Below are 23,081 nucleotides of genomic sequence, written 5' to 3'. Positions count from 1 at the left end.
CGGAGTGCCCTGCAATGAAGCGCGCGCTCGCGGAAAACCTGGTGAATACCCGCGTCCACTACTGGCCTGGCCTCATCGACATGCTCACGTCGATGCTGATGTTCTTCCTGCTCATCTATTTCGTGGAGAGCAACTTCGGCTCGGCGAGCGCGCAGCTGGCGATCGCCCGGCAGAAGCAGGCGCTGTTCGTGTCCGTGCTGCACCAGGAGTTCGCCGCCGAAATCGCGGCGGGCCAGGTGGCCGACTCTACCGACCTGAACCTGCTGCAGATCCGCTTCGGCGACGGGGTGCTGTTCGAGCCCGGCAGCTACGAGCTGCACCCGCGCGGCGCCGCGCTGCTGCGGCGGCTGCGCGACGTGTTCCACCGGGTGGACGGCCAGGGGGCCGGCCTCCTGTACGAGCAGATCCAGATCGAGGGCCACACCGACGATCTCCCCTTCCGACGCCCCGCCTACCCGCGCGACAACTGGGAACTCTCCACCGCGCGCGCCACCGCTGTGATGCGCTTCCTGACCCGCGGCGCACGGCCGCTTGAGGAGCGGCGGATGTCGGTGAACGGCTACGCCCAGAACCGCCCGGTGAGCGGGCATCGCAGCCGCAACCGGCGGATCGAGCTCCGCATCTACTTCTCCGGCCGCTTGGCCAGCGCCGCCGCGGGGGCACCATGAGCCCGCCTCCTGAGAGCCTCCGTACCGACGACACCGCGCTGCGCCGTGCCATCTGGCGCTTCGAATACGGGCAGCTGTCCGACCGGCGCATCAAGCGGCTGTTCCGCGCGGCGTACCTGCGCGCCGCGCGCGACTTCACCGCGCTGGAGGCCGGCGTGCCCGCGGTGCGCCGGCATGACCCGGCGCTTCTGGCCGGCCGCGACGCCTTCCGCGCCCGCGCCGACGACGCGCTCCGCGGCGAGCACTTCCGCGCCGCGCTGGACGAGATCCTTCGCGGACGCAGGACGCTGGCGACCATGCAGGCGCTGGTGCAGGCGGCCGCCAGGATCGATCAGGCGGCCAAGGCCGTGGAAAGGCTGCACGACCACGCGCGGGTGCCCCGGCTGCGCGCTCTTCCCTGCATCCAGGCGCCCGCGGAGCTGCTGGCGGCGGCGCGCGCGCGCACGGCGGCGAAGCGCTACGCCCAGGCCCGGTACCTGGCGGAGGCGTCTCTCGCCGAATCCTCGCCGCTCGAGCGTCGCGAGCGCGCGTCGGCCGCGCGCCGGGAGGCGCTGGAGGCGCGTATCGACGAGGTCCGCTCGCTCTGCGCCAGCACGCGCGCCCTGGCGGGCGAGAACGAGGCCGATCCCGTGGCGGACGGCAGCCTGGAAGCGGTGGCGGCGCTCGCGCGCGACGGCCTCGTTGCGCTGGCGGAGCGGATGGCCGACGAGGTGGCGTTCTCGCTGGCGGCGCGCGGCCGGCTGCACCGCGAACTGTGCCGCGCCGGCGCGCAGAGCCCCGACGACGCTGCCGTGCTGCGCGGCACGGCGGCGGGCGCGGGGCCGGAGGCGTGGGCGTGGGCCACCGCCGCGCTCTGGCGCTCGCGGGTGGAGGCCGGGATGCGCCGGGTAGCCGCGCAGCGCGACCGCATTGAACACGCGCGCGCCCTGCTGGACGCAGGGGCGACTGCCGGGGCACGGGGAAGCGAAGGAGCCGGTCGAGAGGCGTACACTGACTTCATCAACCTAAGAAAACGATGAGCAATCAGACCTTCGAGGAGCGCCTGGTGAGGGACCACCCCGCCGAGCCGCTGGAGGGGCACAACGTGGTGGTGTTCGAGCGGGTGGGCGAGTCGGGCGAGAAGTTTCGGACCATCCTTCCTCCCGGCACGCCGCTGAAACGGGGGCTGCTGGAGCGGCTCTGGCCGCAGGGGCGGTTCTTCGCCATCGCGGTGGACGCATCGCCGGACCTGCACCTGGACGTCAACCAGCACGTGGTGCTCGAGGACGAGGAAGCGCACCGCTTCGACCTTCTCCTGGACCTGTACTACTCGGTGAGCGACCCGCACCTGCTGGCCAGCCTCCGCAACCGCGATCCGCTCGGGCTGGTCTCTGAGCGCGCGCGCCAGGTGATCGGCCGCGACGTCAGGCAGCTGCAGTGGACGGAGATCGTGTTCGGATTCGCGGTCTCCGCGCAGGAGGTTCTGCGGCACAGGCTGCCGGAGCTGAGGGCCTTCGCGGCCGCGTACGGCATCGTCCTCAGGACGGTGGAGGTTGGAAGGCTCCTTCCTGAAGAGGCCACCAGACCCGCGGCCGAGGAAGAGCGCGAACTGGACAAGATCAGACGCGGCGAGCGCGTTACCGTAGCCGGGATGGACAGCGCGCGTCGGATCGGCGATGCGGCGAACCTGCACACGCTGGGAAGCGCCGACATGGACACGGCCGCGCAGGACGTGCGCGACACCGCACGGATCCGTGCCGCCGCGGTGGACGGCCGCATCCGCGCCATCGGAGCGGTGGCGGGCGAGGTTTCCACGCCCGACGAGTTCCGGGCGGTGTTCCAGGGAGGCATCCACCCCGTAGGCACCCCTGGCGCGACGCCCGGCATGCTCTCCGTGCCCGACACCTCGACCAACGCCGCGCTCACGCCGGGGACCGGCGGGTTGTCGGCGCTGCTGCAGCAGGTCGTTTGGGCCACGCAGAACGTCAGCGGCTCGGGAAGGCGCCTGGAGCTGCGCTCGGCGCTGCTGCACCTGGTCGCCGAGGTGCTGCTCGAAGACCTGGCCGAACCGGCAATGCGCACGCGGTACGCCGACCGCGCGCACCAGCTGTTCGCCTCGCTGGAGCGCAGCCTGGTGCCGCACGAGCTCGATGCCCTGCGCACCCTGTGCGACCCGGCGGAGCTCGAACGGTCGTTGCGCGGCTGAAACGGCGCAAGCCTGCCTCAATCATGGAGATCCCTTCGATGTCCGACCCGACCGCCGGCCCGGAGAAGCCCGCCCCTCCCCCCTCCCCTCCTCCTCCGTCCCAGCCTTCCTCCCCTTCTTCACCCCCCGCTCCACCCTCCGCCGGGACGGGGAGTCCGGCGGAGGGTGGAGGAGCTGGGAACGGCGCCCCGCCGCCCGGCGTCGGCCCCACGCAGAACAACTACTTCGAGGGCCGGTTGGAGGTCGACAACCTCGACCAGCGCAGCATCGGCATCAACGTCGAGCGCCAGGTCTTCGAGCTCTACCAGGCCCGATCGGCCACCCGCCGCTTCTCGTGCGCGGAGGTGGAGCCGGTGCCTCCGCAGTGGGAGCAGGAGAGCGCGCTGAGCTTCCGCGGGACGGACGCGGAGGTGGACGAGCTGCTCAGGCACCTGGAGGAGCGGCGCGTGCTCCTGCTCACCGCCGAGCGCGGGGCCGGCAAGGTGAAGACGGCGCTGTACCTGGGGTGGCACCTGCGCCAGCGGGGGCGCTGCATGGAGGCGACGCTGCTCGCCGAGTCGCTGGACCGCAAGGTTCGCATCGACGTGCGCCACCTCGCCACCCGCGACCACGGCTTCAGGAACCGTCTGGTGATCTTCCCCAACGCCTTCTCGCGCGCCGACCCCGACGTCACGCGACTGTTCGAGACTACCGACCGGTCCGGCTGGCAGCAGCTGGGCGAGCAGCTCCGAGCGCGCGGCGCGTACGTGGTGTTCACCACCGACCCCGGCGGCGCCGGCCGGGTGGAGGAGCTGCAGGCCGCGCAGGGCGTGCACCGCCGGCTCTCCCCGCACCCGCCCGACCTTCTGGCCGACGAGCTGGAGCGGAAGCTGGATACGCTCGCGGGCACAGACGGCGTCGACGCAGAACAGCTGGCCGCGCTGCGAGAGGGGCGCGAGTGGCTGCTCGCGACCTTCCGCTACGCGCCGCAGGTGCTCGAGTTCGTGGACCAGTACCTGGAGCTGGCGACCCCCGGGTTCGGGCTGGAGGAGGCGTGGCGCCGCATGCAGAACGCCGACGGGAGGATCCTCCAGGACCTGGACGGCGACTTCGAGGGGTGGTCGTTCGCGTTCACCCTGGCGCTGGCGCAATGCGGGGGTGAGGCGGGCGGGGTGCCTTGGGTCGATGTAGACCGGCTGCACCGGCACGTGCGCCAGTGGCTGCGGCGCGACCTGAACCTGCGCTACGCCGACGCGCAGGGCGCCGGCGTGGACGCCGATGCCGATGCCGACACACGGCTGGAGTTCTCCGACACGCGCCTGCTCAAGCGCGCGCACGCCGAGGTGGAGGCCGGAGCGCTGTCGCACACCGTCCGCTTCCGCGACGGCGCGCCGCCGGAAGGGATGTGGAAGGCGATGCTCGACCGCCACCGCCGCGCGCTGCTCACCGTGACCCCCGGGCTGCGCACCCTGGCCGAGCGGGGCGACGAGGAGCTGCAGACGCTGCGCGTGCTGGCCGCGCGCGTCCTGGGCCGCATCGGTGAGATGGACGCGGCTCGCATCACGCTTCCCCTGATGGACCGGTGGGCGCACTCGGGAAGCCAGCAGCGGCGGGCCGCGCTGGGCGCGCTGATGGACGGCGTGCTGGCCAGCCGGGCCGAGCGCTACCGCGACGCGTGCCTGCGCCACCTGCGGGCGCTGCAGCGCGCCGCGTCGTCGGACGAGGAGCCCGACGCGCACCTCCCGGCCGTGATCGCGGCTTGGTCGTGGGTGGGCGACCACGACCTGTCCCTGGCCATGCGCGAGCTGGGCGCCATCGCGCGCGAGCGACTGGTGCCCATGATCGAAGACACCCAATGCATCGAGCGCCTGCTCGGGAAGGTGGAGCGCGCCACCGGCCAGAAGCCGTCCGCGCGCGGTGCGGCGGTGCTGAGGTCGTGCCGGGCCGTGCTGCGCGGCGTGGCATCGCACATCTACGCCGGGCAGGACCGCGCGTTCCTGGGCGTGCAGTTCTCCGTGGCGTCGCTGTGCGCCACGCGCGGCCCGGTGCCCGTGTTCACGGAGCTGCGCAGGTGGATCGCCGACGGCGGGTGGCAGGCGGGCGTGGTGGTGGCGCTCATGTTCCTGCACGAGCGCGGGATCGCCGACCAGCTCAAGGAGCCGCCGGTGGATACGGCCCCGGTGGAAGGCGGACCCGGCGCATCGTGCAATCCGCTGGTGGCGTCCCTGGTCGAAGGAGAGGCCGAGGTCCGGCAGACGGCGCGGTTTCTGGGCGAGATGTACGAGAGCCTGCGAACTCCTTTCGCGGCCTCGCCGCACCTGCAGCGCTACTGCCTGGAGAGCCTGCAGGCGCACCTGGTGGACTGGGTGCGCGACGCGCTTCCGGTCCCCGAGCACGCCGATGCCATGCGAGGCCTCTTCGAGTCGCTGGCGAGCACGCACGACGGCGTCCTGCGCGACCCCCTGCTGAGCCTGCTCGCCGGCCCCGAGTTCACCGGCGACGACCGCGGGATGCGCGCCTTCGCCGCGTCGGTGCGGGTGTGATACCGCCGCGTTCCCCGCAGCTCATCCAGCCCTTCATCGGGAGGAAGACCATGCAATATCGCGTCATTCCATTCACCGCGAACATCGCGAACAACGAAGGTGCCGCCGCCGCCCAGCTGCAGCACATGATCGTGTCGCTCGCCGCCGAGGGGGTGCTGGCGGACGGCTCGGTGCGGTCCGCCAGCGAAGCGTCGGTGGACGCGCTGTCCCCGATGGCGCCGACGGATCAGTCCGCTCCCGGGACGACCCTGCCTTCCGCGATCCTGTAACCCGCGTTCTTCGCCCTTCCGAACCACAGGTCTGCCTGGGCGGTGTCACGTGGCACGCCCAGGCCGTCCAGGTACAGTTCGCCCAGCGCGTACATCCCTTCGGGGGAGCCTGCGGCCGCGGCTTTCCGGTACCACCCCGCCGCCCGGTCATAGCTTCGGGGCACGCCGATCCCGTTCCGGTAGGTCCGGCCCATGATGAGCATCCCGCGGACCGAACCTGCCTCCGCGGCCGTGCGGTAGAGGCAGAATGCCGCCTCCAGGTCTTGAGGGGTGCCCTGGCCCCGCTCGTACAACTCACCGGTCTCGATCCGGGCGTCCAGCGATCCCGCCTTCACGGCATTCTGGAACCAGGTTAGCGCGGTCCCATAGTTTTGCTCGTCCCGGTAGATGGCGCCCAGCCTGCGCATCGCGTCCGCCCAGCGCTTTTCATCTGCGGCCTTGTGCAGCCAGTGCCGAGCCCAACCCCGGTTGCGCTTCACCCCGTCTCCGTTCTGGTACGCGGAGCCCAGCTCGGTCATTCCACGCGCATCGTCCCTCTCCGCCGCCTCGTGCAGCCAGTGGACCCCCGAGTCGGGGTATGCCCTGGTTCCCTGCCCCCGCAAAAACATGACTCCGAGAAATCCCATTGCTTCGGGGTTCCCGCTCTTCGCAAGGCGCCTGAAGACGGGGAACGCCGCGGCATACCGCCCCGCTTCGTAGTCCAGCTTCGCCCGATCGAGATCCGACTGCACCCCTGGCGGTCCCGCCGTCGAAGACCCGGACGGCGCCATGAGCGCGTGGGGTGCTCCGGCCCAGGCGCAGGCCGAGAACGGCTCTCCCCCTCCACCGTGAAGCAGTTTCACCCCGACCAGCACCGCACCCACGAGCCCAGCTGCCGCCAACCCCGCCCGCCTTCGCTTCGGCCTGACCACGAACACTTTCGAGGCGTCCAGCCCTGGACGCACCACCAACTGTGGGCACTCCCGCTCTTCGAAGTGCTCCACCGCCAGCGCTGCACGCGCCTTGTCAAAAGCGGTTTGGACGGAATTGCCGAACGCGATGGTGCGGTAGAACGAGGAGCTGAAGGTAATCGCAGCCGCGTCCGTGATTTCGGTGCGGGTGCCGATGGCGCACCCCACGACCGCGGCGATCGCCCTGGCCTGTGGAAGGGAAAGGCATGCGTTCAGCACGACGACCCGGATGTCGCCGCGATAGGCCTGGAACAGCTGTGCGAGCGCCGAAGCGCCCACGCAGTGCCCGTGAGACGCCTCGGAGCCCACGAGCACCAGACCGGCATCACCGCAATGCCCGCTGAAGTGCACGACCTGAGGATGGGTTTCGTCCAGGGCCTGCAGCAGGTCGCCCGGGCGCGCGGCCCAGCGCGTATCGAAGTCAAGATCGTCGCGGTAGCTGGCCGTGCTCACCCGCTGACGGATCTCCCGTACCTCCACGTCCAGCTGAAGCCTTGGCGTGCCTCCGTCCCCGACGGAATGCGGGTCTGCGGCAAAGAAGAGGACTTTGGATTTTTTCATGACGGCATCGGGTGATACGAGACGCAGTACGAAATCTTGCCGCCATCGCCAGAAAGGACGGCGAATTCAAGGTTCGATCGGTTCCCCAGGGCGGAGGTGCCCTTTGCGGCCGGGAACAATGCGGATGAGCCGAATGCGGCGGAGGGGCTTGCGGCAACCTTGAAGTTGGTCTGTACGAAGGCATTCGGCAACCCGTCAGGTGCAACGGGCCGTTCCGTCCGAGGCCCCGGCGGAGAGGTGCGGGGAAAACGGAGAGACGAGGCCGACAAAGGATCTCGGCGGGGCAGAACGCGGCGCCAGCAGTGGCGTTGCGCGAACGCCGGCTTCGCATCACGCACGTGGATGGATCTTGCGGCGGCCTCGCGCGGCAGTGCCGAAGAAGCGCCCCGACGGAGCAGCGGTCCGCCTGTCGGGCCCCCCGCGCCCCGACGTTGGTTCTGGCCGGCAAGCGTCAACCCGGAGCCCTGAATCGATCGGCCCGTCCCGACCGTCCTGGTGTGGCTCCACACGTCATGGAATGGTGAACGTGCCTACTCCGACATTGCCGTCATGTTCCGGATGAACATGGACCTCTCTCGTGTCCCCGGCTCCCGGTTGTCTCTCCGCGCCCGGAGCGCGCTTCTCGCCGGCGTAGCGGCGCTGGCCGCGTGCCCGCACCCGCCCGATCGCGAGGCGCGCACCCAGGACGTGGTCCGCAGCTGGGTCGAGGCGCCGGACAGCGGAGGGTGGCGGATGGGTGCGCTGGCGCATCCCGTGGCCGTCTACGCCGACCGCAGCCGCAGCATGCGCGGCTTTCTCGATCCGAAGTATCCCACCCGCGTCGATTACCGCACGGTGTTCGACGGGCTGCAGGCCCGGCTGGGGCCCCGCCGCGTGTACGGGTTCGGAAGCAGCGTTCGCATGGAGCCGAACGCCGGGCTCGACGTGCTCGGAAACCGCGAGTTCTACGGCGACCGCGACACCGAGATGGAGGAGGCACTGGACAGCATCGCCCGCGATACCCTGCTCGCCTGGAGCCACGTGGTGATCGGCGACGCGCGCCGCAGCGACCCCGACCTGGCCCACCGCCAGTTCGTGAGGATGCGCGAGCTCGCGCTGCGGTGGAGCCGGGCACGCGGGACCTTCCTCGTGGCGGTCTCACGCGCGCCGTTCCGGCCCGTCCAGGGAGATCCGTCCGGCTGCCACGCCGCCTCGGCGGGCGAGCGGGGCGATTCCGCCCGCCAGTGCCCCCTCTACGCCTTCGTCTTCGCCGCGCCGGGGGATGGGATCCGGATCGCGGCCGAGCTCGCCGGGCTTTTCGAGCACGTGTGGGGCTATCCACTCCCCACCGCCCCACTCGACGCGATCACGCTGCGGCCGGGCCAGGCGGCGCCGGAGCCGGGCGTGGGATACGATGCCGTCTGGCTCTCCGGCCCTCCGTCGGTCCCCAAGCTCGAGGCGGACTCACCCGCCACCCGCCCCTTCCACGCGAACCTGGTCCCGACCGACACCTCCGCCCCGGCGGGTAGGCTCCTGGCCCGCCTGCTCGCCGACGGCGCGCACCTGGAGCTCTTCGCCCGCCCGGTCACGTCCGACTCCACCGCCCCGCCGTGGGCGCGCCAGAACGGCCGCGACGGACCCCTGCGCGCCGGCGCCGACGGATCGGGTATCGATGTGTTCAGCCCCGGCGGCGACGACTGCGTCTCCGTCAGTGAGGGCGAACCCTGCGGTACACTCTACCGCATCGAGGCACGCGCGCCGGGCGCTCCCCCGTGGCTTCCCCGCTTCGAGGCGCGTGAGGCGGCCGACGCGGAGCGCACCTTCGGGCTGGGGCGCCTGTTCGAGCCGTTCCTCCCGCTGGGCGCCACCGCGCCCCCGCTGGCCAGGACCTACCTGCTCGTCCGTTGATGGAAGCACCGGGAATTCCGTCGTCGCCGCGCCGCGAACCGGCCGGCATCCACTCACACCGCCAAGAGATCCCATGTTGCTCTGGCTCCTTCACCTGTGGGCACAGCCGCCGATCGGCGCCGTCCTCGTCTGCCCGCCGCCCCGTGCGGGAGATCCGCCTGACCCCGGCGGCCTCTACCTCGCGGCCGAGATCGCGGCCCGGTGGCAGATGATGGCGAGCGTCTCGATGGCCGTGGTCGTGGCGCTGCTGCTGGGCTGCTACCTCCTTCCGCGCGCGAGCCTGAACCGCGCCTTCGTGGTCCGCTGGTGGATCACGCTGGCCGTGTCGGCGGTGCTGTGCCTGTTCGTTCCGCTCGCGGTGGGGATGTACTCCCCCGTGCACGCCCGTGCCGGCAGCTGCAGCACGCGCCCGGCGGCGTTCCTGGTCGACCTCCCGTTCGACCTCCTCCTCCCTCGGATGCTCGCGGGGCTGGTGTGGGGGCCTCTCGCGTTCGCCGTTGTCTCGCTGCTCGCCACCTGGCTGCTGGGCAGGTGGTCCGGCGCGGGCGGCTTCTTCCACTACCGCGGCTGCCCTCGGCCGCGGTGGAACCCGGGCCAGGGGTGAGCCATGAGCGCCAACCTTCTCTCACCCGACTACCGCCAGCGCACGCTGGTGTACCTGGCCCTGGGCGGCAGCGGCGCCCGCGCGCTGGAGCCACTGCTGCACCTGTGCGCGCTGGGGCTGGGGCCGGCGCAGCTCCGGGTGCTCCTGCTGGACCCCGACCAGGGGAACGCCGCGGTCACCCGCGTGGGCCGCGTGCTGGACCAGTACCGCGCCGCCCGCGAACGGCTGGCCGACGCCGGCGCCGCGGGGAGCTTCTTCCGCACCGAGGTGGTGGATGCGCTTCCCGAGTCGCGCGTGTGGTCGCCCCTCGCCGACGACGGCTACATGCCCGACACGCGCTTCGCCGCGGGGGTCGACCGGCAGGTGATGGATGCCGACGCGCCCGAGCTGGGCATGCTGTTCGACCTGCTCAACTCGCGCCGGGTGCGGGAGATGGACCTGGCGATGGGGTTCCGCGGCGTTCCCTCGGTGGGCACCGTGTTCATGAACCGCCTGCGTGACGAGGCCTTCTTCGCACAGCTCCTCTCGCAGTACCACGGAGCCGCGGGCGCCACCGTGTTCTTCGCCGCCGGGTCGGTGTTCGGCGGCACCGGCGCGGCCGCGCTTCCCGTGGTCGGCCGGGCGCTGCGCGACGGGGTGCAGCAGCGGCCCGGCGCGTCGGCCATCCGCGGCGCCGCGCGCGCCCGCCTGGGCGCCGCGCTCCTCCTCCCCTACTTCACCCTTCCCACCCCGGGCGGCGCGCCGGCCGACGGAGGGCCCCGCCCCGAGAACGCGCTCTTCGCGCACAACGCGGCGGGCGCCCTCCCCACGTACCTGGACCGCGAGCGCGACCCCGGCTACGGGGCGTACTACCTGGTGGGCGACAGCCTCCCGCGCGAGCAGGCGCGCAACGAGCTGGGCGGCGAGGCGCAGGCCAACGCGGCGCACTACGTGGAGCTCTTCGCCGCGCTGGCCGCGCTCGACTTCACCGCGCGCGGAGGCGAGGAGCGCGAGGACCGGCTCCCCATCTACCGGGCCACCGGCGTGGGGAGCGACGAGCCGGGGTGGGGCGACCTCCCGGTGGACCGGGGGACCCGTCGCGCGCTCAAGGGTGCGCTGGTGGCCCTGCACACCTTCCTCTCCTTCTTCCGCCCCAACGGCGGCTCGCCGGCCGACCTCGCGGCGGCGCTGCACGGCGTGACCTGGGCGGGGCTGCTGCGCCTGCCGCCCGCCACCTGGTCGGACCGCTCCGACGCGCTCGACGCCGTGGGGCGCAGCTGGATGAGCACCTGGGAGTGGCTTCGCGAGCTGCGGCGCTCCACCCCCGCGCTGCGCCTGGCCGCCGCCACCGCCGACCAGCCGGCCCGGGTGCCCACCCACGCGCTGATCGAAGGCTTTGGGCGCGGCGGCCAGCGGGGGCGGCGCTCCGACGACGTGTTCAGCGTGTTCCGCGCCTGGAACACCGAGGCAGCGCGCCGCAGGAACGGCGGGTTCGGCGCCTTCATGGAGGTGCTGCGCGCAGGGAGCGAGCGCTTTTCCGAAGACCGTTTCCCCGAAGCCGAACAGCCTGTCCAGGAGGAGGACTGAGATGGCCACGCCCGCACGCGCCCGCCGGCTGCTGCCGCGGTTCCGCCCGCAGACCAACGTTCCCGACCTTCCACCCGGCCGCTGGAGCGTGGTGGAGGCCCCCGCCGAGCTGGGCAAGCTGGAGGTGCCCCGCGACGACGACGGCGGTGCGTTCCGCACCGGCGTCCAGTCGGTCCCCAGCCCCTGGGCGCGGCTCTTCCTCTTCCGCGACGCCATGCTCGACCCCAGCCACCCCGCGCGGGCGCTGGTGGAGAACGAGCTGCTGGACGCGCTGGAGCTTGCCTGGGTGTGCGGGCCCCAGTCGCTGCCGCTGGAGACCGCCCAGTTGCGCGTACCCGACCTGGTGGGCAGCGAGGTGACCGCGCGGGTGCGCGACTACGCGTCGGCGCTGGTGGACCTGGCGCCGCGGACGGCTCAGCACGAGACGCGCGAGGCCAGCGCGCTTCCCGTGATCACCCTCGCCACGGTTGACGGCCGGCCGGTCTTCGCGTCGTCGCCCTACACCGTGCTCTTCACCGCCGAAGACGCCGCCCACGAGGGCTATCCCTACCTCTTCCGCTACGCGGCGGGCGTGCCGGCCCGCCCCCTGCGCGAGCGCGAGTTCTCGTTCCAGCGCTACGTGGCCACGGTGGTGCTCCCGCAGATGCTTGCGCCCCGCCCCGCGCCCTCGGAGCACGTGGACGAAGACGCCGTGCGCCGCGGGGTGGCCAAGTGGCTGGCCGACGCGGTGGCCGACGCGCGCCGGGCCGCCGGGCAGCGGCAGGGCGAGCTGGCCGCGCCCGAGAGCCTCGAGGCGCAGCTCCGCAGGCTGTCGCTGCGCCATGCAGGCGAGCACGCCTTCGCCGGGGTCACCCTGTACACCGGCGCGCCGGGGCACCTCCCCAGCCGGTGGGCGCTGCGGGCCACCGCCGGCCCCGAGCCGCGGCCCCTGGTGCTGGTTCCCGGCACCTTCGACGGCGTGTACGGCGAGGGGCTGCCCCGGGTGGAGCTCCCCGCGGGGCTGGAGCGGATCCGCGACCGCGAGGTCCTTCCCGGCACCTCGCACCGGCGCCGCTGGGTGCTTCCCGAAACCGACTGGCTGGCCGACGCGCTGGTGATCCTGAGCTATCCCCTGGACCCCGAGGGGGCGTACGGGCACGGGTGCTATCACCCCGACTCCTCGGTGACCCAGGCGCCGTTCGCCCAGCCGCAGATCGCCCTTCCGCTGAAGCCCGACTTCTTCCGCTGGTTCCAGCCGGCCGAGGTGGAGCGGTGGCTGCGCATCGACGTGCCGCGCCCCGGCGAGGTGCGGGTGACGCTCACCATTCCCGTGGGGAGCGAGCACCCCGAAGAGCTCCGCGTCACCCGGCGCTACACCGCGGCCCAGATGCGGCAGGACCAGGGAGGCCCCGAGGTGGTGGTGTGGCCCGCCTTCCAGGCCGACGACTGGCCCCACTACGCGGTGTTCCGCCTGGACCCCGCCGCCGGGCCGATCCACCCCTCCACCACCCTGCGGCTGAAGGCGTTCGCCGACGGGGCGGAGCTCCCCGACATCGGGCAGGCGGAGCGCTCGGGAGAGGCGGCGACCTACGCCTTCGACCGTGCCCCCACGGTGCTCGCCTTCGAGGCCGACGGCGGGCCGGGGCTGCCGCCGCAGGCGCTCGGGGTGCTCCTTCCCCGCTACCGGGCCGCCCCCGCGCCCTCCGCCGAACGGTGGACGGTGGGGGTCGACTTCGGCACCTCCAACACGGTGGTGGCCCTGCGCAAGGACGGCGTGCAGGAGCCCGCGGTGCTCCAGCACGAGCGGCTCCTCCTCCCCGTCACCCGGGCGGGAGCCGACCTGGGCTTCTACACCGACTCGTTCTTCTTCCCCGGAACGATCTCACCCGAGCCGTTCAACAGCGCGGTGGTGCACGTGAGCGCCCTCCCGTCGTACACCGGGGCGGCCCGCGAGCCGGTGGCGCTGCGGGTGAACGTTCCCTTCGCGGGGTGGGTGAAGGACGACGCGCGCAACCGGGTGGCCGACGACCTGAAGTGGTCCACCAGCGACCGCGAGGAGTTCCTGGCCTCGGTGTTCCTCCGCAACGTGGCCGCGCTGGCGCTCGCGAGCGCCCGCGAGGCCGGGGTGCGGCCGGAGAACGTCACCTTCGCGTATGCCTATCCACGCGCCTTCGAGATCGACCGGTTGAGCGACCTGCAGGCCCGCTGGCGGGGGTTGCTGGGCACCTCCGACGGCGGCGCGGACGCACCCGGCCGGCCGCGGCTGGCCGCCCCGCTGGACGAGGGGCAGAGCGCGCTCCAGTACTTCCTGCGCCGCGGGTCGGTGACGGTCGCGGGCGACGCGTCGGTGATCATGGACGTGGGCGGGGGGACCACCGACCTGGCCGTGTACGCGCGCGGGACCGCCCTGGTGCTCGATTCGCTGCGCTGGGGCGGGCGCGACCTGGTGAGCTCGCGCGTGCGCCAGGTCGGCGTGAAGGGCTTCACCAACCCCTTCGTGCGCGCCTTCGCCGCGTGGGCCCGGGAGAACGGCCTCCCCGGCTCGCAGCTGGAGCCGCTGCTCAAGTTCGAGAAGGAGGGGCACGACGCCCTGGCACTCGGCTACCTGCTGCGCAGCCCCTGGTACCGCGCCGACGGCGCGCTCCGCTTCCGAGAGAGCGCCGAGTACGGTGCCTTCCGCGGCGCGGTGCTGTACTTCTTTGCCGCCGCCTTCCACCACACCGGGCTGCTGCTGCGCGCGCTCGACGCCACGCACCCCGGCCTGCGCCTGGACGCGGTGGTGCTCGCGGGGAACGGGAGCCGCTTCCTGGAGTGGCTGCAGCGCGAGTGGGGCGAAACGGTCTCCAACCCCTTCCGCGACGTGCTGCTGTCCGTGCTCGCGTCCGCGCGCGGGGTGCCCCAGTCGAAGGCGCCGCGCGTGGTGCCGAGCCCCGCGCCCAAGCACGAGGTGGCGCTGGGGCTGGCCGCCGGCGTCGACGCCACGAAGCTCACGCTGGCCGGCGACGCCAAGGGGTCGGTGGTGGGCGAGTCGGTCAGCATCGCGCGTCCCCGCGACGAGCCGGTGCGCTACGCCGCGACCTCGCGCATCGCGTCGCACCTGAAGGCCACCGGCGACACCATCAGCGGCATCCGCTGGGAGAGCGGTCCGATGGAGATCGACCGCTTCCACGCCGCGCTTGCCGCGGCCGCGCGCGAGCGGCTGGCGGGGGTGGGCGGCCCGTGGCCCGGCTTCCCCGACCACCTGGAGCAGGCGCTGCGGGGGATGGGCACCGAGGGGATCCAGCAGGCCACGCGCGGGCGGCTGGAGAGGCTGCTGCGGGAGACCCGGGGCGTTCCCGGATCCCTGTTCATGGTCGAGTCCGCGGCCGTGCTCGACCACCTGATGGACGCGTTCTTCATCTCCTACCTGCGAGGTGACGGATGAGCCCGCTCGCGTGGGCCGCGGCGGGCGCCGTGGCCGGCCTGGGCGCAGCGCTGGCACTGGTGCGCAGCGGCCTGGTCCCCGCGTGGCTGTTGCGGGGCGGCTCGGGCGCCGACGGCCGCGGGGGATCCTCGATCCACGGACGGACGGCGAACGAGGCGGGCGCCGGAGACACGGTGTGCGTGCGCCTGGCCTACGACGATCTCAAGCTGATCCGCGACGACATCCAGGGCCTGCACGTCATCCGCAACGACCTCAGGCACGTGGGCGACCTGCTCGAGCGGCTCCTGGAGGAAGCGATGGCGTTCCAGGCGACGCGCCTGAACCTGTCGCCGACGGAACCGGGTGGATCGACGCGCGACACGTTGCGCGAGCGGGTCCGGGACACCGCTCCGGCCGGTGGCTTCCCGTGGCAACAGGGAGGGCGCGGCCGCCGGAGGGAGGAGCAGCACGACGACTACGACGGAGGATTCGATGCCAACCTGCCCACCCGCGGGGCGGCCACGGGCGACCCGGCCTGGTCCGCGCCGGCCGCCGCGCAGCCGCGTGAGCCCTCGCCCGACGCGGTCTTCGTGTCAGCCAGCAACGACGCCGTGATTCCCAGCGAGCGCCACCCGCCCGAGGCCTGGCTGGAGCGCAGGGGGGGCGAGGGCGACGTGTGGCTGAACCCGCGGGTGGCGCTCACCGACCCGGCGCTGCAGCGCTGGAGCACCTTCTTCGACTGGGAGCGGCGGGAGCCGGGTGCCCGGTACCAGGCCGACCGGCCGGCGGTGGTGGCGTGGTCCGGCAACGGAGGCAGCGTGCTGCGCAAGGGCGTGGCGAGGCCGCTATGAGCGAGTCGATGTCCGCGCCCCACACCGCCCCGACCCCGCCGCCGCCGCGCCCGGCCGCGCCGAAGACCCTGGGGCGCCTGGCGCTCCCACCGCGCGGGAGCCGGTCGGCCGCGGTCTACGAGTGGTTCGGGGTGCTCTTCTACCTGGCCGCGGGCGCGGCCCTGTTCGGCGTGCTGCTCGCGCGCGAGCAGGGCGCCCTGGCGGCGACGCTCGAGCTGGTGGGGCTGGGCGACGAACCCAACTACGCCCTCACCGGCCTGATCGTGCTCGGCTTCATGCTGGTGCTGCGGGCCTGGTGGAGCGTGCGTCAGGACCGGGCCGAGATGGCCGCCGAGGAAGAGGACGTGGAGTGGGTCAACCTGCACGGGCGCGAGGGGCTGGGGCTGGTGTTCGCCCCCGCGGCGCGGCGCGGCGCGCTGTTCCGCAATGGCGACCGCGAGTACAACGCCGAGGCGGGCGGCCGCGTCGAGACGCTGATGGACGACCGCGTCCGTCGGATCCTGGAGAAGGCCCGCGATCCCTACCTCCGCGTCTCACCCGACGAGCTGCGCGGGATCGCGGAGACCCGCACCGCGCGCTACGGCGTGTTCGCCCGCTACGCCTCGTCGCTCCTCCTCCTGCTGGCCGTGCTGGGCACCTTCGCCGGAGTCAAGACGGCGCTCCCCGGGCTGATCGACGCGGTGTCGCAGACGGGCGGGGCGCAGCCCGGCGGCGCAGACATCGCCGCGCCGCTACGCGCCGTGGCCGACGCCTTTGGCGGCAACGCCCTGGCGCTGGTGGGCGCCATCGCCGTGGGGCTGATGGCGCAAGGGCTGGCCACCGGGCGGCGGAACCTGCTGGAGCGGCTGGAGCTGGTCTCCACCGAGTTCCTCTACGGCGGCTTGCACGGCGGCGGCTCGGTCGATCCGCTCACCGAAGCCGTGCGCGAGCTGCGTGAGACTGCGGCGTCCGTCCGCGACACGGGGCGCGCCATCGAGGGGCTCGAGTCGGGGATGAACGGGCTGTCGGAGAGCTTCCACGAGGCGTTCGAGCGGCTGAACGAGCGGCTGGTGGAGCTGACCGCGCAGCAGGACGAGGCGCTGCACGAGAAAACCGGGAGCGAGCTGCGCGAGCTGCAGCGCCGGGTGGGCACGCTGGCCGAGATGGTCGAAGGCGTCGCGCGGGCCTACCACGGGATCGTCGACACGGTGCAGGAGCGCTCCCAGGCCTCGGAGCAGGCCATCGACCTGATGCGGCAGAGCGCCGTCTCCCTGCACGACGCGCTCCGCTCTCTGGGCGGCTACCAGGCGGGCGCGGAGCGCACCGCCGCGGGAGTCCAGCAGACGCTCGACGCGCTGCGGGAGGGGAGCGAGGCGGTGGTCGCGCGGATGGAGGCCGTGGCCGACGCGGTGGGACGCGCGGAGCCGGCCATCGACACGGTCGACCTGATGCTGCGGCGGGTGGCCGAGCGCGTCTCCAGCGTGGACGAGCGCGCCGCGGCCACGTGGGCCCAGGCGGCAGAGAGTGTGAACGGCCGCCTGTCCGCGGCCCTCGAGGCGCTGCAGGCGGCCGGCGCCCGGGCCGCGGCGCCCGCCCTCGCGGCGGCGTACGACGGAGTACCGCGCGACCCCGAAGCGGGCGCCCTCTTGCGGCGCATCGCCGCGGCGCTGGAGGTGGAGCGCGGGCCCACGCGGGGGCAGCTCGCGGCGGCGCAGGCCGCCGGCACCCTCGCCGCGCTGGGGCTGGGATACGGCCTGTACCTAACCGGCCGGGCCCTGCTCCCGCTCCTCGGCTTCGGGAGCTAGGACAATGCGACCTGGCGCAGGAGACGAGGAGGGCGACGGCGGGCCGTGGCCGGCGTTCGCCGACCTGCTGGCCGCCACCACCCTCCTATTCCTGATCCTCTTCGCGGCGCTCGCCGTGCCGGCCATGCAGCGTGCCCACCAGGCCGATGCCCAGGCCTCGAACCTGGCGCGGATCGACTCGGTGCTCCTCCGCGCGGCCGACCGCCATGTGAGCGTTCAACGTGTGGGCGACTACGTGCTGGTGCGCATCGCCGAGGAGGCCACCTTTCCCAAGAACGAGCACGCGCTCGCCCTCATGAAGCCCGAAGGAAGAGCAATTCTGCACGACTTCGGACGCTTTCTCTCCGGGGGGCTGGTCAACGAGATCGACCAGGTGCAGGTGGTCGGCCACACCAGCAGCGAGGGAAGCGACGAGCGCAACTGGGTGCTGAGCTCGGCGCGCGCGGCGACGGTGGCGCTCTTTCTGATCGACAGCGCCGGGGTCCCCGCCTGCCGCGTGTCGGCGCTGGGGCGCAGCCACTACTACCCGGTGCGCCCCGCTCGCGCCCGCGCGGGCGCGAAAGCCGACCCCGCCGACCGACGCATCGAGCTGGAGATCCGCCCGCAGCTTCCGGGCGATACCGTGCAGCGGCACCGGCGCGACGCCTGTGTCGACAGCCGCCGATGAACGCCGCCGCGCCCTCTTCGGCCGACGCCCTTCGCGGCCGCCTCGACGTGTCCGACGATGCGCGCCGGCACCTGGTCCGGGTGGAGAGCGAGGCCTGCGAGCTCCTGACCGCGCTCGATACGCGCCTGGCCGGCGGCGACCCGGCGCTGGCCGCATCGGCCGCCGACCTCACGGGCTTCCTGGCCGGCGTGAAGAGCCCGCTGCTGCGTGCCCTCGGGCGGCGGGGCAGCGACCTCGACGCGGGCGGGCTGGCCCGCAGGTCGCTCGACCACGCCTGGAACGCGGTTCGGGGGCGCGCCACCCGCGCGATCGAGCGCCACGACGTGGCGGTGGAGTTGGAGCGCATGCTGCGCCGCGTCCGTGATCGGTTCTCCGGGCGGCTGCCCTGGCACCTGGCGCGCGCGCTGGACGCGGCCGGCGTGGACGAGGGCACGCTCCGCACCCGCGAATCCGCGTGGCTGCGGGCCCGCCACGAGCGGCTGCAGCGGGTGGAGGAGGAGCTCGCCGCGGCCGAGCGCCGGCTTCCCGCGTACGTGGACGAGCCGCTGGAGGTGAAGCGCTGGCCCGACGCGGTTTCGCGTGCGGAGCTTGCGGCGGCGGTGGAAGAGGCCGACCCGTCCCGCGCGGCGGGTGCGTCACCCGGCCGGGCCGAGGCGCTGCGGACGCTTTCCGCGCGGCACCTGGCGCGCCTGCGCGGACGCCCGGGAGCGGCACGCCCGGCCCCCGCGCTCGACGAGATCGCCGCCCGCGAGTCGGTGGCGCTGGTGGACGCGAAACTCGCGCCCGGCACCGCCGACCTCGACGCGTGGGGCGTCCTTCTCCGCCACGCGGCGCGCAACCGGGCTCCCTCCCCTGCTGATCCCTCGTCGGCGGCGGAGCCCCGCGAGCCCGCCCCCGCATCCACCCTGTACGTGGTTCCGCTCTTCGGTCCCTACGTCCTCATCCGGATGGGCGACGGGTGGCCGGTGCAGGTGCGGGGGCGCGGGGTCCGCTGTGGTGTGCGGGCCGAGTGCGTGGCCGCCGTCCCTCCGCGGGCCGACGCCGTGGCCGTGGATCCCGCGGCCTGGGCGGGACCGCTGTTCGACCTCCCGGCCGACCCGGGGGGCTACTGGCTGGAAACCGGCACCCCGGCCGTCGTCCTCCCCTTCGCCCGCATTTCCGCCGATCGGTGGCTGGCCGAGGTGGTGGCGCGGGGCACCCTGCGGGTGGGCGCGACCCCCGCCTGGGAGCGCCTGCCGCGGCGGTCGCGGGCGTCGGTCCGCATCCTCGCTCCCGCCGGCGCGGTCGCAGGCAACGCGGTGCTCGCGACCGGAAAGCCCGTCCGCACCGAGCAGGCCTTCGGCTGCGAGACGCGGGTGGTTCCGCTCCCCCTGCGCGACCTGACGCACGGTTGGCTGCGCACCGCCTCCACCGAAGCCGGAGAACGCGCGGTGCGGCACGAGCACGCCTTCTTCCGTGCGCTGGAAACCCGAACCACGGGGCGCTCGCCGCGGTGCCTGGGCCGCCCCGCGCGGGGGCCGGGCTATCTCTATGCGCCGCCGGTGGCCCTGCCCCTCGCGTCCTCCGCCGCGCTGCGGGCGTGGCGCGATCAGGATCCCCGCGCGCTGGTTGCCGCAGCCGCGCGGCTGTGGCGTGAGCTCTCGGTGGTTGGACTCGGACTGGGGATGTACCACCCCGCTGCCATCGGGTATCGCGTGGCCGGGGGGCCGTTCGGGTCCGCCGCCGCGTTGCACGCGGTGGCGCTGGCTGCCCCCCTGGGTACGCTGCTCGGCAGGCCCTACCGCGCCGCGCCGGCCGGCATCCCCCCGCTGGATCGCCTGGGACGCCTTCCGCCGCATCCCGCCCAGGCCGCGGGAACGCCCGCGAGCCGGGAAACCGAGGCGGCGCTGTTCGCGGTGTACGCGCTGGACCTGCTCGCCGAAGCTCCGCTGGAAAGCGTACCGGAGCAATGGGAGGACCTCGTCGCCCGGCTTTCGGCTCCGCAGCGGACCTTCCGGGAGCCGGAGGTGGCGGCCGGACTGGTCGACGGGCTCGCCGCGGGAGCTTCGGGCGACCTGGTGCTCCGGGTCGCGGCGCTCGCCGGACAAGGCGAAGCCCTGATCGCCGCCGGGTAGGCCGGGCGAACCCCGGCAGCGGGTGAGAATCCGGAAGAAACCATCAATCGAGGCGGGTTACAATGAGGATCGTGGTTGCATCGAAACTGGCCGTCCTCGCCACCGCGGCCGCCTTCACCCCGGCCTGGGGCCAGCCGCGCGAGGGGCTTGCGGACTGCGGCGCCCGCCCTCCCATGCGGTACGCCGCCGTCTTCGACGCCTCGTCGAGCGTGCGCGACAACCCGGCCCTGCGCGCCGAGACGGAAGCAAGCTACCGCAAGCTCCTCGGCCTGCTCGCCGGCCTCCTGTGCACCGGAGACAAGCTCGCGGTCTACACCTTCGTGGCCGACAGCGCCACCCGCATGGATCCGCTGGTGGAGATCACGTCGTCTTCGCGCACGCCCTCGCTCCTGAGCGTCACCGCGCAACGGGTGATCGAAGCCCGCTCGAGCCACACGGACCTTCAGCTGGTCACCCGCGGGATCGTCCGCGACGTGATCCCCGACATGGCGCCGGATGCGATTTTCGTGGTCACCGACGGATCGTACTACCCGCTCCGCCCCACCCCCGGTGACCGCACGCTCGCCGGGGTGCGGGACCGCCTCACGGCGCTGGCCACCTTCGTCACCGACTCGGTGCGGCCGGACAGCTCGAGGGTGTTCGTGATCGGGGTGAACGCCGCAAACAGCTACGCGGTCGACCGTCAGCTCGACGCGGTTCTGCCCGCCGCCTCGTCGCAGCGCCGCTGGAAGAACGTCGACCTGCTCGACGACCACGGGGAAGACCTGCTCGGCGCGGTGTTCGGCGCGCGGTACATCGGCCTGTCGGACCTCTCCCTCTGGGACGTCCTGGTCGGGTTGCCGCAGTCGGTGTGGGCGCGGCGCCTGGGTTATCTCACCGACCGCGACCTTCCCTGGAACGAGGTGAGCACGCTCTCCGTGCAGCACCTGGTGTACGTTCCGGGCGGCCCGGGTGGAAGCACGTCATGCGCCCTGCCCGCCGCGGACAGCGTGCCGGCGAGGGTCGAGCAGGCCGGGTATGCCGTGGCCGGCGGGGTCCTGTGCAGCCTCGGCCACCCGACCCCGGCGCAGATCGCCGCGATTCACGTTTCGTCCAGGTTCTACGCATTCCGCCAGGGCACGTCGCTGTGGCCCGCCGCCAGCACCGACCATGTCCGCGGCCTGAACGACGTGCTCCTGCGGGATTCGAGCAACGAGTGCAGCGGGGGAAGCGTGAGAAATTACTTCGCCCGTGGTAACCGGTGGCCCCCGCCCGACGCACCGCACGTGGGCGAGCTTCGCATCTCGCCCGTCGACATCATCACGTGGAGTGAGCCGATCGAGCTGATCCGGCTGGGTAGCGCCGGCTGTGTGGTCCCACGCTTCACCAGCGGAGAGTGGCCAGGTTCCCCCGGCGATTACTTCGTGAAGGTCGCCCATGACAGGACCTCGGTGTTCCGCGTGACCGTGGACTCCGCACGCAGCCAGGTCATGGAAGCGTACATCCGCCCGGGCGGGCTGCCGTTCCCTTCGGACCGGATCGCCCTCGTGCGGGTGTGCGTCAGAACCCGGCCGGCGCTCTCCGGGCACGAGCGGATGTGGATGCATCTCGGCGACAGGTTTCTCCTGCTGACCCTCGAGCGTGGCCGCCGCTGCGCCAGCGCCGCCTCGGGCGTAGCCGCGTTTTCGGGGCTGGTGGGGCTGGAGCACACCGACCGCGGCTCGGCGGAGGTGTTCGTGGTGAATGAGAACGACGATCCGGACAGCCCGCAGTACGGCGAGTGGGTACCGGTCACATTGAAGAGAGATGGAAAGCTGTTCCTGTCGTGGCTGTACCTCGGTCTCTCGTTCATGGGCGGAATGGTGGTGCAGATGGTCTACGCGTGCGTGACCAGCCGCGGGTTCCACGCAGACCGGCTTGGCCGAATCGCCACGTGGAGCGGTGCAGTGGTTTCGGGGATCATCGTGGCGGTGGTGGCGGAGTTCGTGGTGCTGGTGATGGAAACCGATGTAGACTCGGACAGAATTCCTGTCATCTTCGCGCTGTCCGTGCTCGCGCACATGGTCAAGCTGCTGGCAGCCACGCTGGTGCCCGAGCACGTGGAAGAGTTCCTGCTCACCGACTGAATCTACCGGGCCATCATGAAGATTCAGGACGTGCGAACCGCAGCGGAGCGCCGCACCTTCGCCAACGCCGTGACGGTGATCGTGGTTCTCGCGCTGGTGTCGCTGACGCTGGAATGGCGTTCCGGCTCGGATTTTGGCGAAATTGCGAGCTCTTTCGCCAGCTTCGGGATCATCCTCTCCGTCGCGGCCTTCCGCTTCTTCGTACGCAGCAGTGATCCCACGTCCGGAGAGAAGCTGTGGATCACCGCGCTCTGGAACGCGGCGATCGATCTCGTGGGCCGGCTCCTTCCCGGCGGGGCTGCGGCTCCTCCCTCCCCCGCCCCGGCCCCAGCCTCAGCCCCGCAGCGGAGTTCCTCCTCGACCGTGACTCTCCCCGGTCGATCCACCGGGGACGACGGTGTTCGCCGGGACACGTACGATTGATGCGCGGGTGAGGCTGGCAGCGCGATGATGAGGACGGCACTTGAGGCGGGCCGGTCACAAGCACCTTGCGCTCAAGGTGCGTGAATGCACCGCGTCGCCACGGGCGCCACTCACGCGGCCGCAAGCGCAACGTCGAGCTCACCCGCACCCATCCCTCCGCGCGGCCGGCGATGGCTAACCGTGGGCCGTTGGGGCGCATCCACGGAGGCAGTGCGACGGGGCCACGCACCAGCGGCTCCTCGTCGTTCGGCGCCGGCCGTCAGCGCCGGTACCGCCCCGGGCGCGCCCCGGTTCCCGAGCGCGACCACGACATTGCGCAGCAGCCCGGCGCCTGGGTAGGGCCATGGCGGTGCATGGCCGATGGCCGCCTTGTCGACGACCAGCCGGGCTGGAGCGGATGCCCATCACTCCGGCGCTGGCTCAGGCTCAGCGCCCTCTCCGGCTCGCTCAGGCTCGCCACCTCTCCCGTCCGGGGATAGATAGGATTCTCCAGCGCCTGCGCCACTCCTCACCGGCACCGCTGCGTCTGCCTCGCACGGGTGT

General features: G+C 72.8%; 16 protein-coding genes. 15 read left to right on the top strand and 1 reads right to left on the bottom strand.

Going from position 1 to position 23,081, the window contains the following annotated elements:
- The first annotated feature begins 14 nt into the window (after positions 1-14).
- The 5 genes from VLK66_RS25505 to VLK66_RS25485 all read left to right on the top strand — a co-directional run bounded on the left by VLK66_RS25505 (position 15) and on the right by VLK66_RS25485 (position 5,644).
- On the top strand, positions 15-668 hold the full coding sequence (locus VLK66_RS25505) for an OmpA/MotB family protein (RefSeq protein ID WP_325312328.1): 654 nt from the start codon (positions 15-17) through the stop codon (positions 666-668).
- Positions 665-1,687 (top strand): hypothetical protein, encoded by a 1,023-nt coding sequence (locus VLK66_RS25500; protein ID WP_325312327.1) that lies wholly within the window; start codon positions 665-667, stop codon positions 1,685-1,687. The genes VLK66_RS25505 and VLK66_RS25500 overlap by 4 nt, the downstream gene beginning before the upstream one ends.
- Entirely contained in the window at positions 1,684-2,853 is a 1,170-nt protein-coding gene (locus VLK66_RS25495) for a hypothetical protein (protein WP_325312326.1), read from the top strand. Before VLK66_RS25500 ends, VLK66_RS25495 begins: the two co-directional genes overlap by 4 nt.
- 236 nt (positions 2,854-3,089) lie before the next feature.
- Entirely contained in the window at positions 3,090-5,375 is a 2,286-nt protein-coding gene (locus VLK66_RS25490; protein WP_325312325.1) for a hypothetical protein, read from the top strand.
- A gap of 50 nt (positions 5,376-5,425) precedes the next feature.
- The gene (locus VLK66_RS25485; RefSeq protein WP_325312324.1) at positions 5,426-5,644 is read left to right on the top strand and encodes a hypothetical protein; all 219 of its coding nucleotides are present in this window, start codon (positions 5,426-5,428) and stop codon (positions 5,642-5,644) included.
- Here the strand turns inward: VLK66_RS25485 and VLK66_RS25480 are convergent.
- Positions 5,602-7,155: a CHAT domain-containing protein gene (locus tag VLK66_RS25480; protein WP_325312323.1), complete on the bottom strand. Its 1,554-nt coding sequence runs from the start codon at positions 7,153-7,155 to the stop codon at positions 5,602-5,604. The two genes, VLK66_RS25485 and VLK66_RS25480, sit on opposite strands and share 43 nt — an antisense overlap.
- Positions 7,156-7,719: 564 nt before the next feature.
- On the opposite strand from VLK66_RS25480, the gene VLK66_RS25475 reads away from it, so the two are divergent.
- The 10 genes from VLK66_RS25475 to VLK66_RS25430 all read left to right on the top strand — a co-directional run bounded on the left by VLK66_RS25475 (position 7,720) and on the right by VLK66_RS25430 (position 22,538).
- Positions 7,720-9,042 carry a hypothetical protein gene (locus VLK66_RS25475; RefSeq protein ID WP_325312322.1) on the top strand — a complete coding sequence of 441 codons (1,323 nt, stop codon included), beginning with the start codon at positions 7,720-7,722 and terminating at the stop codon, positions 9,040-9,042.
- A 73-nt stretch (positions 9,043-9,115) separates the two neighbouring features.
- Positions 9,116-9,646 carry a hypothetical protein gene (locus tag VLK66_RS25470; RefSeq protein WP_325312321.1) on the top strand — a complete coding sequence of 177 codons (531 nt, stop codon included), beginning with the start codon at positions 9,116-9,118 and terminating at the stop codon, positions 9,644-9,646.
- Positions 9,647-9,649: 3 nt separating this feature from the next.
- The gene (locus VLK66_RS25465) at positions 9,650-11,212 is read left to right on the top strand and encodes a hypothetical protein (protein WP_325312320.1); all 1,563 of its coding nucleotides are present in this window, start codon (positions 9,650-9,652) and stop codon (positions 11,210-11,212) included.
- Between the two features lies 1 nt (position 11,213).
- On the top strand, positions 11,214-14,615 hold the full coding sequence (locus VLK66_RS25460; protein WP_325312319.1) for a hypothetical protein: 3,402 nt from the start codon (positions 11,214-11,216) through the stop codon (positions 14,613-14,615).
- On the top strand, positions 14,612-15,445 hold the full coding sequence (locus VLK66_RS25455; protein ID WP_325312318.1) for a hypothetical protein: 834 nt from the start codon (positions 14,612-14,614) through the stop codon (positions 15,443-15,445). The genes VLK66_RS25460 and VLK66_RS25455 overlap by 4 nt, the downstream gene beginning before the upstream one ends.
- Complete coding sequence (locus VLK66_RS25450; protein WP_325312317.1) at positions 15,442-17,229, top strand: hypothetical protein; 1,788 nt, start codon at positions 15,442-15,444, stop codon at positions 17,227-17,229. The genes VLK66_RS25455 and VLK66_RS25450 overlap by 4 nt, the downstream gene beginning before the upstream one ends.
- Before the next feature lie 4 nt (positions 17,230-17,233).
- Entirely contained in the window at positions 17,234-17,896 is a 663-nt protein-coding gene (locus VLK66_RS25445) for an OmpA family protein (RefSeq protein WP_325312316.1), read from the top strand.
- Positions 17,893-20,010: a hypothetical protein gene (locus tag VLK66_RS25440; RefSeq protein ID WP_325312315.1), complete on the top strand. Its 2,118-nt coding sequence runs from the start codon at positions 17,893-17,895 to the stop codon at positions 20,008-20,010. The genes VLK66_RS25445 and VLK66_RS25440 overlap by 4 nt, the downstream gene beginning before the upstream one ends.
- Positions 20,011-20,072: 62 nt before the next feature.
- Entirely contained in the window at positions 20,073-22,115 is a 2,043-nt protein-coding gene (locus tag VLK66_RS25435) for a hypothetical protein (protein ID WP_325312314.1), read from the top strand.
- A 15-nt stretch (positions 22,116-22,130) separates the two neighbouring features.
- On the top strand, positions 22,131-22,538 hold the full coding sequence (locus tag VLK66_RS25430) for a hypothetical protein (protein ID WP_325312313.1): 408 nt from the start codon (positions 22,131-22,133) through the stop codon (positions 22,536-22,538).
- Positions 22,539-23,081: the final 543 nt, after the last annotated feature.

Source organism: Longimicrobium sp., assembly GCF_035474595.1.
Lineage (GTDB): Bacteria > Gemmatimonadota > Gemmatimonadetes > Longimicrobiales > Longimicrobiaceae > Longimicrobium.
Note: the sequence above shows the minus strand (reverse complement) of the source record. Positions and strands in the feature narration are given on the sequence as shown.